The 13,883-nt window shown below is 58.4% G+C and carries 14 protein-coding genes; 4 read left to right on the forward strand and 10 right to left on the reverse strand.

The window, feature by feature from the left end; translation table 11 throughout:
* Window positions 1–49 precede the first annotated feature (49 nt).
* Complete coding sequence (locus tag CFT65_RS16625; RefSeq protein WP_088829158.1) at window positions 50–697, reverse strand: flavin prenyltransferase UbiX; 648 nt, start codon at window positions 695–697, stop codon at window positions 50–52.
* Between the two features lie 46 nt (window positions 698–743).
* Complete coding sequence (gene mpl, locus CFT65_RS16630; protein ID WP_088829159.1) at window positions 744–2,138, reverse strand: UDP-N-acetylmuramate:L-alanyl-gamma-D-glutamyl-meso-diaminopimelate ligase; 1,395 nt, start codon at window positions 2,136–2,138, stop codon at window positions 744–746.
* Window positions 2,139–2,293: 155 nt separating this feature from the next.
* On the opposite strand from mpl, the gene CFT65_RS16635 reads away from it, so the two are divergent.
* On the forward strand, window positions 2,294–3,556 hold the full coding sequence (locus CFT65_RS16635) for a 6-phosphofructokinase (protein WP_088829160.1): 1,263 nt from the start codon (window positions 2,294–2,296) through the stop codon (window positions 3,554–3,556).
* An 89-nt stretch (window positions 3,557–3,645) separates the two neighbouring features.
* Here CFT65_RS16635 and CFT65_RS16640 read toward each other — a convergent pair whose 3' ends face one another.
* The gene (locus CFT65_RS16640) at window positions 3,646–3,900 is read right to left on the reverse strand and encodes a GrxA family glutaredoxin (RefSeq protein ID WP_008176407.1); all 255 of its coding nucleotides are present in this window, start codon (window positions 3,898–3,900) and stop codon (window positions 3,646–3,648) included.
* A gap of 93 nt (window positions 3,901–3,993) precedes the next feature.
* Here CFT65_RS16640 and CFT65_RS19070 point away from each other — a divergent pair, with 93 nt between their 5' ends.
* Window positions 3,994–4,332: a hypothetical protein gene (locus tag CFT65_RS19070; protein ID WP_172408506.1), complete on the forward strand. Its 339-nt coding sequence runs from the start codon at window positions 3,994–3,996 to the stop codon at window positions 4,330–4,332.
* Between the two features lie 157 nt (window positions 4,333–4,489).
* On the forward strand, window positions 4,490–4,933 hold the full coding sequence (locus CFT65_RS16650) for a YqaA family protein (RefSeq protein ID WP_088829161.1): 444 nt from the start codon (window positions 4,490–4,492) through the stop codon (window positions 4,931–4,933).
* Here the strand turns inward: CFT65_RS16650 and CFT65_RS16655 are convergent.
* A complete protein-coding gene (locus tag CFT65_RS16655; protein ID WP_088829162.1) occupies window positions 4,873–6,318 on the reverse strand; it encodes an ABC1 kinase family protein in 1,446 nt (481 codons plus the stop codon). The two genes, CFT65_RS16650 and CFT65_RS16655, sit on opposite strands and share 61 nt — an antisense overlap.
* A 252-nt stretch (window positions 6,319–6,570) precedes the next feature.
* On the opposite strand from CFT65_RS16655, the gene CFT65_RS16660 reads away from it, so the two are divergent.
* Window positions 6,571–7,662 carry a GGDEF domain-containing protein gene (locus CFT65_RS16660; protein WP_088829163.1) on the forward strand — a complete coding sequence of 364 codons (1,092 nt, stop codon included), beginning with the start codon at window positions 6,571–6,573 and terminating at the stop codon, window positions 7,660–7,662.
* Between the two features lies 1 nt (window position 7,663).
* Here the strand turns inward: CFT65_RS16660 and lipB are convergent, their stop codons facing one another.
* From lipB to mrdA, 6 genes are all read right to left on the reverse strand, one after another.
* Entirely contained in the window at window positions 7,664–8,302 is a 639-nt protein-coding gene (gene lipB, locus CFT65_RS16665) for a lipoyl(octanoyl) transferase LipB (RefSeq protein WP_088829164.1), read from the reverse strand.
* A 5-nt stretch (window positions 8,303–8,307) separates the two neighbouring features.
* Window positions 8,308–8,577 (reverse strand): YbeD family protein, encoded by a 270-nt coding sequence (locus CFT65_RS16670; protein WP_088829165.1) that lies wholly within the window; start codon window positions 8,575–8,577, stop codon window positions 8,308–8,310.
* A 30-nt stretch (window positions 8,578–8,607) separates the two neighbouring features.
* Window positions 8,608–9,774: a D-alanyl-D-alanine carboxypeptidase family protein gene (locus CFT65_RS16675; protein WP_088829166.1), complete on the reverse strand. Its 1,167-nt coding sequence runs from the start codon at window positions 9,772–9,774 to the stop codon at window positions 8,608–8,610.
* Between the two features lie 57 nt (window positions 9,775–9,831).
* The gene (locus CFT65_RS16680) at window positions 9,832–10,725 is read right to left on the reverse strand and encodes a septal ring lytic transglycosylase RlpA family protein (protein WP_088829167.1); all 894 of its coding nucleotides are present in this window, start codon (window positions 10,723–10,725) and stop codon (window positions 9,832–9,834) included.
* Between the two features lie 123 nt (window positions 10,726–10,848).
* On the reverse strand, window positions 10,849–11,991 hold the full coding sequence (gene rodA / locus CFT65_RS16685) for a rod shape-determining protein RodA (protein WP_088829168.1): 1,143 nt from the start codon (window positions 11,989–11,991) through the stop codon (window positions 10,849–10,851).
* Window positions 11,991–13,880, reverse strand: a complete 1,890-nt coding sequence (mrdA, locus tag CFT65_RS16690) for a penicillin-binding protein 2 (protein ID WP_088829169.1) — start codon at window positions 13,878–13,880, stop codon at window positions 11,991–11,993. Before mrdA ends, rodA begins: the two co-directional genes overlap by 1 nt.
* Window positions 13,881–13,883 lie beyond the last annotated feature (3 nt).

A 13,883-nucleotide genomic window follows, 5' to 3' on the forward strand; every position in this document is an offset into this window, starting at 1 on the left:
TGATGAAAAGCATCAATCGGGCTGGCCAAAACCATCGCCCCGGGCGGCCTCAGCCCTTGCGCTTATCCTCGGCGCGGGCTTCGCCCCAGCGGGGCATCAGGTCTTGGGGCAAGTTCAGATGATCGAGGATACGGGCAACAATAAAATCCACCAGATCCTCGATCGACTGGGGCTTGTGGTAGTAGCCGGGACTCGCCGGCATGATGACGGCACCCATGCGCGTCAGTTTGAGCATGTTCTCCAGATGCACCTCGGAGAAAGGCGCCTCCCGGGGCACCAGAATCAGCGGGCGCCGTTCCTTCAGGGCCACATCACCGGCCCGTTCGATCAGGTTGTTGCTGGCACCGGTCGCCAGGGCCGAGAGCGTGCCGGTGCTGCAGGGACAAACCACCAGCGGCGCTTTCTCCCCGGAACCGGAGGCCGGCGGCGCAAACCAGTCTTCGCGACCAAACACCAGAACCTGGCCCGGTTCCGCGCCGGCATAGGCCGAGAGAGTCTCCTGCATCGCCGGCGGAGTTCCCGGCAGTTTGAGTTCGGTTTCCGTGGCGATCACCACCTGCGCGGCCCGGCTCACCATCACATTGACCCGGCAGCCAGCTGACACCAGGCACTGCAGCAGGCGCAGGCCATACTGGGCACCGGACGCACCGGTGAAGGCCAGGTTGACGGTTGAAGGCCGGTTCTGGTCATTGGTCATGGATATCGCCACTTGTCAGTCAGAGGAAGTCGCTGGTTGCGCCGAATCAGCCACGAATACGCTCAAGCTCGGCAATAAGTTTACTGTGGATACCGCCAAAGCCACCGTTGCTCATGATCACAATGTGGCAGGGGCTGGGAAGATCTTCCAGGGTGCGTGCCAGCAAATCCTCAACCGTAGCCTCCACCCGGTGCCGATCAGACCCGGCATTCAGGTCCTGCCAACCGGTAATCAACTCCGGCAGCCAGTTCATATCGTTCAGGTTGGCCCACAGAACCCGGTCTGCAGTTTCCGCACTGGCCAGCAGTGTCTGCTGATGAACGCCCTGCTTCATGGTGTTTGATCGCGGTTCAATCAGCGCCAGGATGGGCTCCTCGCCCACCTGGTTCCGCAAGCCTTCAAGGGTGGTGGCAATGGCGGTCGGGTGGTGGGCAAAGTCGTCATACACACGTACGCCGTCTATGTCCGCCAGCAACTCCATTCGCCGCTTGACGCCGGAGAACCGGCACAGGGCTGCCACCGCATGATCCGGGGTGACACCCACATGGCGGGCGGCCGCAATGGCAGACAGGGCATTGCGGACATTATGAAGACCGGTCTGGTCCCACTTCAGGGTCGCCACCGGCTGTTCGTGGTGAATCACCAGAAACCGGCTGCCGTCCTCCGATAGCAGCTCTGCCCGCCAGTCCGACATGCGCGGGGTCTCACTGCCAATAGCGGTGTCCTGCACCGAACTCCAACAGCCCATTTCCAGAGCATTATCCAGATGGCCGTCCACCGCCGGACGGATAATCAGGCCCTGGGAAGGGACGGTCCGCACCAGGTGATGGAACTGTCGCTCAATGGCCTCGACGTTTTCGAAAATATCCGCGTGATCAAATTCCAGATTATTCAGGATCAGGGTATGGGGACGGTAATGGATGAACTTGGAGCGCTTGTCAAAGAAGGCGCTGTCGTACTCGTCCGCCTCGATCACGAAGAAGTCGCTGTTGCCGAGGCGCGCTGACACGGGGAAGTCCCGGGGGACACCGCCAACCAGGTATCCCGGTTCAAGCCCGGCCTGATCCAGTATCCACAGCAGCATGGAGGTTGTCGTGGTCTTGCCATGGGTTCCGGCCACCGCCATTACCCAGCGGTGCCTGAGCACTTCACGGCTCAGCCACTCGGGCCCGGACATATAGTCAATATTGCGGTTAAGCACCGCTTCGACTTCCGGATTGCCACGGGACATGGCGTTGCCGATCAGCACAAGGTCCGGCTTCGGCTCCAGGTGGTCCGGGCTATACCCTTCCATCAGGCCGATACCCTGAGACTCCAGCTGGGTGCTCATGGGCGGATAAACGCCCTGATCGGAGCCTGTCACCGTGTGGCCGAGTTCCCGGGCCAGAACGGCCAGGCTGCCCATGAAAGTGCCACAAATTCCGAGGATATGAATGTGCATTCGGCAACTGCCCTCTGAGTTGAAACCCGACAAGCCTCCCGTATCCGCCCCACCCCGTCAAGAGCCACGCTATCCGCAATCCTGCTCATGAAAATTGCAGGCGATTGGCGTATCATCGGCGGCATTGTCGAACCAGCAGGAGGCTCCAGCCCGAGATGGCCATCAAGAACGCATTCTACGCTCAGTCCGGCGGTGTCACCGCCGTCATCAATGCCAGTGCCTGTGGCGTCATCCAGACCGCCCGCAAGCATCCGGACAAAATCGGCAAAGTGTTTGCCGGACGCAACGGCATTATCGGGGCGCTGAAGGAAGAGCTGATTGATACCAGCCTCGAGAGCGACGATGCCATCCAGGCACTGATTCACACCCCTGGAGGCGCCTTTGGCTCCTGCCGCCACAAGCTCAAGAACATTTCCGAGAACCGTCGCGAATACGAGCGCCTGATTGAGGTGTTTCGGGCCCACGACATTGGCTACTTTTTCTATAACGGCGGCGGGGATTCCCAGGATACTGCCTACAAGGTCTCCCAGATCGCCGACAAGATGGGCTACCCCATCACCTGCATTGGCGTGCCGAAGACTGTAGATAACGATCTGCCCTTCACCGACTGCTGCCCCGGCTTCGGCTCAGTTGCCAAGTACATTGCCACGTCAACCCTGGAAGCCAGCCTGGACATCAAGTCCATGTGCGAAACGTCCACCAAGGTGTTTATCCTGGAAGTCATGGGGCGCCACGCCGGCTGGATTGCCGCCTCCGGCGGTCTGGCCGGACAGGGTGAGGGCGAACCGCCCCACATTATCCTGTTCCCGGAAATTCCTTTTAATCGGGACGCCTTCCTGGCACGCGTGGAACATTGTGTGAAGGAATACGGCTACTGCGTTGTCGTGGCCTCCGAAGGTGCCCAGTACGAAGATGGTCGCTTCCTCGCGGACGCCGGTGCCAAGGACGCGTTCGGCCACACCCAGCTTGGTGGTGTTGCCCCGGCTCTGGCCAACATGGTCAAGCAGGCTCTGGGCCACAAGTACCACTGGGCAGTTGCAGACTACCTGCAGCGCAGCGCCCGACACATTGCCTCTGCCACCGACGTAGAGCAGGCCTATGCTGTTGGCAAGGCAGCCGTGGAAATGGCTCTGGAGGGCAAGCAGGCACTGATGCCCACCATCGTCCGCGAACAGGGCAAACCTTACGTCTGGAAGATCGGTGAGGCCCCGCTGAGCGAAGTGGCAAACCAGGAGAAGAAGATGCCGATTCACTTCATCACCGACGATGGCTTTGGTATCACCCAGGACTGCCGGGACTACCTGGAACCTCTGATTGCCGGTGAGAGTTTCCCGCCATTCGATAATGGCCTGCCGCGTGTTGCCAAACTCCAGAACTCGCTGACCGAGAAGAAGCTGAAGACCGACTTCCAGCTGTAACCGAGCGAACAGCGTATCGGGAAGCAAAAAAGCCTGACAGAGTATCTCTGTCAGGCTTTTTTCATTGTTCAGACACTACACGCAGATGATTAGCGGGCCAGCTCCGATTGCTGATCGCGCATATAGGCGTAGAACTGATCAAACCCACCCACGTACTGGTTGCCCACCAGAATCTGCGGCACGGTATAAACCGGCCGGCCAATCTTGTCCGCGATATCCTGCTTGCTCATGCCCTTCTCGATCATATCGACCCAGACGTAGGGAATGTTCCTGGCCTCGCACAGGCGCTTTGCCTGAACACAGAAACCACAACTTGAGCGGCCATAAATCGTGACCTGCTCCATAAACACCTCCCTAAAGTCTCTGGCTGTATGTTTCGGGACTGAAATCCTATGGCTGAATGATGGCACGGCACAAGCTAATTTAAAATTGATGCTTTGAATCGCCACCATAGTAGCCGCCCATCATGTCCTGAGGCGGCTCAGCTCACGCTCCAGAACCTGCACCTCATTGTCCAGGGCCTGACCACTACCCTTGACCCGACCGGCAAGTTCCCGGAGATCGTTGGCCGCATCGCCGAGGTGGCGCGATCAACGCCGCTCTGGATCACCGAGACAGTAGCGTTCACATCCTGTTTGAGACCGTCGATCATGGTGCTGATTTCATCGGTGGATTCCCGCATGCGGGATGCCAGCGGTTGCGCCGAGCTGATCCATCACAATACCCTGCACCGTGCCCCCGGGTTTCGACCGTCAACCGCTCCTCCATATCTCTGAGGGATAGCTGGGCAGTCACCACAATACTGATGCCCATTATCAGGAGCAGGGACACAACGAGGGCGTAGAGCTTGAAGCGGAGCGATTACTGTTTCATGGTGAACGCGGACGTGCGGGGAGTTGGAAGTTCATTCTATTTGAAAGCACGGAGGGGCCGGTGGCCTACCTGACGCTATTTCTGACCGCGTTCGCCGCTGCCACGCTGCTACCCGCCTACTCGGAAGTTCTGCTTGGCACGCTGATAACACAGGGTTATTCCTGGTGGTGGCTGTGGTTCTGGGCAACGCTCGGTAACACCTTGGGCTCGGTCGTTAATGGTGTTATCGGCCGGCAGGTGGATCGCTTTAAGCATAAACGCTGGTTTCCGGTCAGCGAAATGCAGCTGCACAAGGCGAGGAACCGCTTTAACCGTTATGGCCAGTGGTCACTGCTGATGGGCTGGCTGCCTCTGGGTGGCGACGCGCTGACCCTGGTTGGCGGGATCATGCGCGTGCCGTGGCTCAATTTTGTGGTACTGGTAGGAATTGGCAAGGGGGCCCGCTACGCCTTTGTGCTCTGGCTCGTCGCGGAGGCGTCCGGTGCATCATCACCTTCACCGTAGAGGTATTTCCGAAGCAGCGGCTCGCCGTTAAATTCGGAATTCAGGACCGCAACGAAGGTGTAGACCCCGATCAGTTTACGGTTAAGGAACACGAACTCCTTCGGGGGCACCCGGAAATAACGACTGATCGCCGACCGGGCCGCCTGACGCGCCACACGTGACGGCAGTTCACTCTGCTTCCAACGATACTGGCCATGGCTGTTAACTGCATAGTCCGGCCAGGAATCCTTGTCGCTGGAGAGCGGCTCAAGCACCGACATACAGACCTGGCCAAACTTCTCCAGTACCTCCTCCGGCCACTCTGTGCTCATGAAACGCAGTTTCACGCCACCATCGATTACCGCGTCGAGATCATTCTCGTATGAGGCCCTGATCATCTGGATGACCGGTTCGAGAAAGTCATCCGAGTAGGACTGCACGGCGCCGAAATCGAGGAGGACGATACGGTCATACCCCGGGTCATCTCCTTCCTCCCCGGCAATCCGGATGCGGTAGTTGCCGAAGTTGGGGTCGGTCTGTATTTCGCCCCAGATGAACAACTCCCGGAAAAACAGCTCCAGGGCAGCCTTGCCCAGGGCACTGCGACGTTCCAGCGGGAGGTCCCTGACCGACTGGGAACTGACCGAATGCCCGTGTTCGTAGGTTGAGCAAATAACATGCTCGGTTGAGAACTCCGGCAAGACCCTGGGCACAATGAACCTCGGGTCCGATGCCAGCATGTTGCGGAATTTCTCGGTGGTCTTCGCCTCAAGGCGATAGTCCACCTCGCGATGCATCATCTGCCGGACTTCCTCCAGCCAGTCATTGAACTCGGGGCCAAAACTGACCAGCCTGGCCACTCGCAGCAACTGGGCGACAGCATTCAGGTCGCTGTCTACGGCGTCGGCAACGCCGGGGTATTGCACTTTCAGCACCAGCTCCAGGCCGTCACTGCGGCGCCAGGCCCGGTGGACCTGTCCCAGCGACGCAGCGCCAATAGGCTCGGGCTCTACATCCAGTTGCGCCAGACGGTCCGCGCCCAGCTCGTCTTTCAGCACACGCTCGATAGCCGGCCATTCCAGAGAGGTGGTCTGATCTTCCAGTGTGTGGAGCGCTTCGGTGACTTCCTCGGGCAGAAAATGCTCGCCATACAGAGCCATAACCTGGCCAATCTTGACCACGCTGCCCTTCAACTTGCCCAGTTCATCCACCAGGAACCGCGCCTGGCTCGAAAGCATGGCGCGGTGACGCTTTTCACGGTTTTCCCGAGTGCTGAACCAGTTGGTTGCCATGTGTGAGGCCATACGGGTACCGGCAAACAATCCGGCACGGGTCAGACTCAGCCTGCGCTCGAAACTGCCTGTCTTGATGCGGGAAACCGAATTTCCTGAACGTCTGGAAGACATAGTGACCTGTTCGGATCAGAGAATTTCACCACGTTTGGCGGCTTACACCATTATACGGATAGTCAGGGGAGCTGACCTAACCGAGTCGACCGGATTGCCGCGGCCACGGGGCCAATGCGCCAGCACCGTTGCCGGTTTACATCTGCACAACCGGATCGTTTACGTTTCGACACAGTTTCCGCCGGGAAACCGGTCTACTATTTCTAGATACGTAAGGTCCAACAACGACTATCACAAGAACAAGATCTGAAAATGCCGCAATCCGCAAGAAAAACGCCGGACACGGAGCTGTCTCAGTTCCGAGTCAAGGGCGAGATTCCTGTCCCGATCCTGATCAACTGGCTGACCACCGTTGCCGTTCCCCTGCTATTTTTCTTTGCCTGGCGCTCGAGCCTGCAGAACGATCCGATCACGCCGCCGCTGCTGATATCCTTCGCCATTCTTCTGGCGATCAATTCTGTAACCTATCTGCTATTTGGCAACAAAACTCTGCAACGCCGGGGCTTCATTACCCTGATCACGGTGCTGTTCACCTATCTGGCCCTCCATGCCGTGGAGGACGGCTCCGCCATTATCTGGCTCTTTGCCTACCCGCCCATCATTTTCTACATCAGCGAATCCCGGGCTGGGGTGCTCGCCTGCTGTGGTGGGTTCGCCGCCGTCATTTTCCTGTTCAGCCCGCTGGGGGATTTCCTGTTTGAGCCGCCGCACAGCACCAGTTTCAGAATTACCATGATAGCGGTGCTGGGTTTTGAAATGGTCACCTGTTACATCCTTGACCAGAGCCGTCGACGCAGCAAACTGGGGTTGCTGAAGCTGGCCGCGGAATTCGAGTATGCCGCCAAGCACGATGCCCTGACCGGCCTCGCCAATCGCCGCGAAGCGCTTGAGCAACTGGACATCGAGTATCAGCGCTATCTTCGCAACGCCCGGCCCTTTTCGGTGCTGCTGATGGACATTGACCTGTTCAAGAGCGTTAACGATAACTACGGGCACCATGTGGGTGACGAGTTGATCATTCTGGTGGCCAGGACCCTTCGGCAACAATGCCGCAAAGTTGATACGCTGGCCCGATGGGGCGGTGAGGAGTACCTGGTTCTGCTGCCCGAAACCAATACCTGGGAGGCGCTGGCATCCGCAAACCGGATCCGTGAAGCTTTTGCCGCCAGATCCGTAAGCACGGAGCAGGGCCTGATTCAGGCAACCATCAGTGTGGGGGTGGCGTCGATCCGTGGTTCGGAATCCATCGACCGCCTGCTGCAGCGGTCAGATGAAGCCCTGTATCAGGCCAAAACTGAGGGGCGAAACCGGGTGTGCGGTTACCAGAACGAAGCCGCTGCCTGAATTACCAACCGTCGCGAAACTCGACGTCCTGGTGGGAAAGGCCGCTGACAAGCTGCTCCGACAACCGTTGCTGCACGTCAGCGAGGTTTACACCCGGAACAAAGTCCCGCACCTGGCACATGGCCATGCCGGCATAGCCGCAAGGATTGATGCGCTGGAAGGGCTCCATGTCCATATCCACATTCAGCGCCAGGCCATGAAAGGAACAACCCCGGCGAACCCTCAGTCCGAGCGAGGCAATCTTGGCGTCGCCCACGTAAACGCCCGGGGCGTCCGGTCTCGGAGCTGCCTCCACGCCCAATCCTGCAAGCATACGGACGATGGCCTGTTCAATCTCATCCACCAGAGACCGTACACCCAGTTTCTTGCGACTCAGATTGATCATCAGGTAAATCACCAACTGACCGGGTCCGTGGTAGGTCACCTGCCCGCCCCGATCAACCGGAATCACCGGAATATCGCCCGGGGCCAGGATGTGCTCGGCCTTGCCCGCCTGGCCCTGGGTGTAAACCCGGGGATGCTCAAGGCACCAGAGCTCGTCCGCCACACTGCCATCCCGTTCGGCGGTGAACGATTTCATGGCCTCCCAGGTCTCCAGATAGGGCTGCACCCCCAGGGATCGGACAATCACGTCAGGCATCGGGCTCAGAGCACCATGTGTATGCGGCCACTGGCCTTGAGATCCTCAAACAGGGCTTTGAGCTGCGCTTCCCCGGTAGCCACAATCTTGAGCTGGACGGAGGAAAACCGGCCTTTACTGCTGTCGTTAACCGTGATGTCGGTTTCACAGATCCCGGGCGCATGCTGCTCCACAACCTCAACCACGAACTCGGTGAAATCAGGTGCCGCGTTGCCGATAACCTTGATGACGTAGTCGCAAGGAAACTCAATTTTTGGTGCTTTCGGCTGACTCATGCCGTTTTACTCCCCGGGATCAACATCACCCTACTGAAATAACTGAACGAAAAAGAGCTTGATGGCATCCCAGATGCGTTTGAAGAACCCACCCTCGGGAACCTCGGTCAGGGCCAGCACCGGCTGATCAACCAGTACCTCACCGTCATAGGACACCTTGACCCGTCCCAGCTCATCCCCGACGTTGATGGGTGCTTTGATGACAGAATCAAGGTCTACCGTGGACTCCAGATCGTTTCGCGACCCCCGGGGTATGGTGACATAGACGTCTTCGGTCATGCCGACTGAAAGCTGATCAGCCTGGCCACCCCAGACACGGGCTTCGATCAGTTCCTGGCCGGACCGGAACAGGCGTTCGCTCTCGTAGTAGCGGAAACCGTAGTTCAGCATTTTCTGGATTTCCTGCGCCCGTGCTTCCGAGCTGCTGGTCCCCATGACGACGGCAATAAAGCGGGTGTCGTTGCGCTTGGCAGAGGCAACCAGACAGTAACCGGCTTCCTCGGTATGACCGGTCTTCAGGCCATCGACGCTGTCATCACGCCAGAGCAGGCTGTTCCGGTTCGGTTGGCGGATATTGTTATAGGTGAAGTGCTTTTCGGCGTACAGAGGGTAGTTTTCCGGGTAATCATTGATGATTGCCTGCGCCAGTATGGCCAGGTCATATGCCGTTGAAAAGTGATCCGGCGAAGGCAGACCGGTCGCGTTTTCGAAGTTGGTGTCTTTCATGCCCAGCAATTGGGCCTGCTGGTTCATGATATCAACGAAGGCGTCTTCGCTGCCGGCAACGAATTCCGCCAGTGCCACGGAGGCATCGTTGCCCGACTGAATGATTACCCCTCGGAGCAGATCCTCCACTGACACCTGGGTGCCTTCCCGGACGAAGGTGCGGGAACCTTCGGTCTTCCAGGCATTCACGCTGACTGGCACCATATCTGACATGGCGATGCGGCCCTCGTCAAGCTCCCGCTCGACGATATAGGCCGTCATCATTTTGGTCAGACTTGCCGGAGGCAAACGCTCGTGGCTGTTCTCCTCCATGATGATTCGTCCGCTCTTGGGTTCCATCAGAACATAAGAGGTGCCGGCAATCTGCGGCGGCGACGGAATCAGTACCGACTGGGACATTGCCCTGCCTGTCAGGGCAAGCATCAGCACAAAGACAAAAGACAGAGTTCGAAAAGCAGAGTTTAAGGCCATGGGTCCATTCATTCGTCGTTAAGTGTGTTTCTTATATCGGTATCTTGTTCGCCGCGCTCAGTGCGTATCGGTCAGCAGGATGGACTGATCGAAACCACGGGCTTCCAACAGGCTCTGGGTTAGCCTGGCGCTGTCCTCATTACTGAAAGGGCCAACCTGAACCCGATGAAATCGCCCTGAAGATGTATCAACGGCCCGCACGCGCATCGGATTCTCCAGCACCGCCCTAACCTGGCTCAGCAACTTTTCAGCCGGATCCCGGCTGCTGAAGGAACCCAGCTGTACAAACAATGACCGGTTGGTCATCGCCATGTCACCGCTGGCCTTCACCCTGCTTTCAGAGTATCCGGTCGAGTCTCCGGGAGAAAAGGGTTCACCGGCAATGAACATGGCTCCGTCCGGCCTGACCGTAATAGCGGCGACTTCCACCCGTGCTGTGCCCCGGGCCTGGTAACCCAGCTTTTTGGCAGCGGCGTAGGACAGGTCAATGATTCTGTCGCCGTGAAAGGGCCCACGGTCGTTGACCCGGACGATCACCGAGCGGCCATTATCAAGATTCGTTACCCGGGCATAACCGGGGATTTGCAGGGATTTGTGTGCGGCAGACATGGCATACATGTCAAAGGTTTCGCCATTGGAAGTCTTGTGGCCATGGAACTTCTCGCCATACCAGCTCGCCGTGCCCCGTGACACATAGCCGTCATTGCTGTCGAGCACTTGGTACTGCTTGCCCCAGACCTTGTAGGGTGACTTATTGCCTGCCCTGCGGGGAGCCTCGTAAACGGGCACCGCATCGTCAAGCCCGGAGACATCAAAGTTGCCCGCGGGCGCCCTGTCGGTCGCCAGGGTATAGCGTGACGAATGGTCCGTTTCCGGGGCTGACGCACAGCCGCTGAGAATCATCGCCGCAACGAGCGCCAGCAGGAGAGAAAATGAGGGCTTGCAGTTCACTGTCTGGAGTTCCTCTTGACCACATTAGCCACCGAAATCAGATTCCCGGCGACATCCCCATTATTGTAACGGGTTCTCCGCCGGAATCACCATTACCCGACTGCCATGATTGTGAGAGCCAGGTCAGGCGCCAATCATTCGCCGATGAGTGTGAATAGACATCAAGACGCCAAACGCCGCCATGAGTGTTACGCCCGAAGTTCCACCATAACTGATCAGAGGCAAAGGCACACCAACGACGGGTAACAGTCCGCTGACCATCCCGACATTCACAAAGATGTAGATGAAGAAAGTCATGGTGAGGGCGCCGGCCAGAAGACGGCTGAAGGAATCCTGAGCCGTGGCCGCAATGTACAGGCAACGGAGGATTATCAGGAAATACACCGTCATGAGGATCAGCATTCCGACAAACCCAAATTCCTCCGCCAGTACCGCAACGATAAAGTCGGTATGGCTCTCCGGAAGAAACTCGAGGTGTGACTGGGTCCCTTGCAGCCAACCTTTGCCATCCACTCCCCCGGAACCGATGGCCGTCTTGGACTGGATGATGTTCCAGCCGGCCCCCAGAGGATCACTTTGTGGATCCAGGAGTGTCAGCACCCGCTGTTTCTGGTACTCCCTCATGACGAAGAACCACATTAACGGAGCCGACACGGACACCATGGCCACGAACGCGGTGATCAGTTTCCAGCTAATGCCGGCGAAAAACACCACGAAGATACCCGCCATGCCCACCAGCAAGGAGGTCCCCAGGTCTGGCTGCTGCATGATCATGATCATGGGCACCAGGACAATGGCCAGCCCGACAGCCACATGCCGAAACCTGGGCGGAAGGAAATGCCGGGACAGGTACCACGCTGCCATCATGGGTACCACCAGTTTCATCAATTCCGACGGCTGGAATCGTGGCAATCCAGGTATCGCCAGCCAACGCTGGGCGCCCTTGGCACCGACGCCCACCAGAATGACTGCAATCAATGCAACAATGCCGGCTGCGTAAAGCCACGGCGCCCAACGCCGGAACACCGAGGGATCAAGTTGGGCAAACACCAGCATCACGACAAACGCCACGCCCAGCCTGATGCCCTGCGCCTTGACGACCTCGAGGTTGCGGTCGGCGCCGCTGTATAGCACGAACAGCCCTCCGGAAACCAGCAGGAGCAACAGCAGTAACAGGATTGGGTCCAGATGCAGCGCGGTCCAGATGCTCCGGTGCCGGCCAAGAGGGTTGCTTGCGGTTGAATCCAGTAACGCCTTGAACGCCATCAGTCCGCCACCTCGCCGACACCGCTGACCAATGCGCTATCCCCCTGCCCATAATCCAGTAACCAGGAGTCAAACAGCGCCCGCGCAACCGGTGCCGCGGTGCCACTGCCACTGCCGCCGTTTTCGACAATCACGGCGACGGCAATTTTCGGGTTATCCACCGGCGCAAAACCTACAAAAAGCGCATGATCCCGGAGCCGCTCGCGGATTTCTTCCTCATCGTATTCTTCATCCTCTGCCAGACTGAAGACCTGGGCAGTTCCTGTCTTGCCTGCCATCTTATAGGGAGCACCGCGGCCAGCACCCCGGGCAGTGCCCTTCGTTCCATGCATGACTTCAACCATGGTTTCCACCACATACTCCCAGTCATCCGGGTTCTTCAACTTGAGCGGCTCGTGGGTTTCGGCGGGCAGGAACTCCTCGACCGGGCGATCCCCCTTGATATCTTTCAGTAACCTCGGCTCGACCCACTCGCCCCGATTGGCGATGAGAGCGGTCGCCGTCGCCAGTTGCAACGGTGTCGCCAGCATGAATCCCTGACCTATACCCAGGTTCACGGAATCTCCCGGATACCAGGGTTCATTGCGCACTGCCCTTTTCCAGTCTCTCGAAGGAAGCAAGCCACTCAGAGCCCCAGAGACATCAAGCGTCGCGTCTTCCCCGAAACCAAAATGAGACAGGTAGCTGTGCATGGTATCCACGCCCATCTCGACCGCAGCCTCGTAGAAGTAGACATCACAGGATTCGGCCACAGCGTCTTTGAGATCGACCCAGCCGTGCCCCGTCCGCTTCCAGTCGCGCCAGACCCGGCCGCCCTGATTCAGCCGAAAATGCCCCGGATCCCAGATGGTGTAATCCCGGGTAGTCGCGCCACTGTCGAGGGCGGCGACCGCAAGCATGGGCTTGAGCGTTGAGCCCGGAGGGTATTGACCGCGTAAGGCTCGATTGAACAGGGGTTTGTCTTTGCTCTCACTCAGTTCCCGGTAGTCGTTGACGCTGATACCGGTAACGAATTTGTTGGCATCAAAACCCGGCACACTGGCCAACGCAAGAATGCCACCGGTATCAGGTTCAATAGCAATGATGGCACCGCGACGACCATCCAGAAGCTCGTGAGCTCGCTGCTGTAACCTTAAATCCATGTGCAGCTGGAGATCTTCTCCGGGCACCGGATTCTCCCGCTCCAGCACCCTGAGAGTCCGGCCCCGTGCGTTGGTTTCAACATGCTGATAGCCGACTTCACCGTGGAGGATTTCCTCATAGAAGCGTTCGATGCCGGACTTGCCAATGTAGTTGGTACCGGCATAGTTAACCGGATCGATCCGCTGCAACTCGTCCCGGTTGATACGACCAACAAAGCCCAGGGCATGGGCCGTCAGTTCACTGTGAGGGTAGAAACGAACCAGCTCGGCCCTGACCTCCACCCCGGGGAGCTCGTGGCGATGCACCGCCAGGCGGGCCATCTCCTGTTCATTCAGGTCGTAGCTCAGGGGAATTTCCTGAAATGGACGACGGGGTTCCTGAAGCCGGCGCTGGAACCGTTCCCGGTCTTCTTCGGAGATCTCGAGGATACTGTCAAGCTGAGTGAGGGTATCGTCCATACCCTGAACCCGTTCGGGCACAAGCGTCACACTGAAAACAGGCCGGTTCTCCGCCAGCAGGGTGTCATTGCGGTCGTAAACCAGCCCTCGGGGAGGCGGCACCGACTGGACCTGCACGCGATTCTTGTCTGAGAGGGTGGTATATATCTCATGCTCGACGACTTGAAGCTGATACATGCGCGCGATGAGGCCACCAACCGCCAGCATCACGAACACCAGCATCACCAAGGTTCGGCGCTGGAAGAGCCGGCGTTCTGCCGCCGTATCCTTGAACTCACCCCATGGCATGAT

Origin of the sequence: Marinobacter sp. es.048, from assembly GCF_900188435.1 — a bacterium.
In the GTDB taxonomy this organism is placed as follows: Bacteria; Pseudomonadota; Gammaproteobacteria; order Pseudomonadales; family Oleiphilaceae; genus Marinobacter.

What these genes read in the sequence shown, in the direction of transcription:
- CFT65_RS16625 (WP_088829158.1), bottom strand. Translation starts at nt 697, where the DNA reads ATGACCAATGACCAGAACCGGCCTTCAACCGTCAACCTGGCCTTCACC.
- mpl (WP_088829159.1), bottom strand. Translation starts at nt 2,138, where the DNA reads ATGCACATTCATATCCTCGGAATTTGTGGCACTTTCATGGGCAGCCTG.
- CFT65_RS16635 (WP_088829160.1), top strand. Translation starts at nt 2,294, where the DNA reads ATGGCCATCAAGAACGCATTCTACGCTCAGTCCGGCGGTGTCACCGCC.
- CFT65_RS16640 (WP_008176407.1), bottom strand. Translation starts at nt 3,900, where the DNA reads ATGGAGCAGGTCACGATTTATGGCCGCTCAAGTTGTGGTTTCTGTGTT.
- CFT65_RS16655 (WP_088829162.1), bottom strand. Translation starts at nt 6,318, where the DNA reads ATGTCTTCCAGACGTTCAGGAAATTCGGTTTCCCGCATCAAGACAGGC.
- CFT65_RS16660 (WP_088829163.1), top strand. Translation starts at nt 6,571, where the DNA reads ATGCCGCAATCCGCAAGAAAAACGCCGGACACGGAGCTGTCTCAGTTC.
- lipB (WP_088829164.1), bottom strand. Translation starts at nt 8,302, where the DNA reads ATGCCTGACGTGATTGTCCGATCCCTGGGGGTGCAGCCCTATCTGGAG.
- CFT65_RS16670 (WP_088829165.1), bottom strand. Translation starts at nt 8,577, where the DNA reads ATGAGTCAGCCGAAAGCACCAAAAATTGAGTTTCCTTGCGACTACGTC.
- CFT65_RS16675 (WP_088829166.1), bottom strand. Translation starts at nt 9,774, where the DNA reads ATGGCCTTAAACTCTGCTTTTCGAACTCTGTCTTTTGTCTTTGTGCTG.
- rodA (WP_088829168.1), bottom strand. Translation starts at nt 11,991, where the DNA reads ATGGCGTTCAAGGCGTTACTGGATTCAACCGCAAGCAACCCTCTTGGC.
- mrdA (WP_088829169.1), bottom strand. Translation starts at nt 13,880, where the DNA reads ATGCCATGGGGTGAGTTCAAGGATACGGCGGCAGAACGCCGGCTCTTC.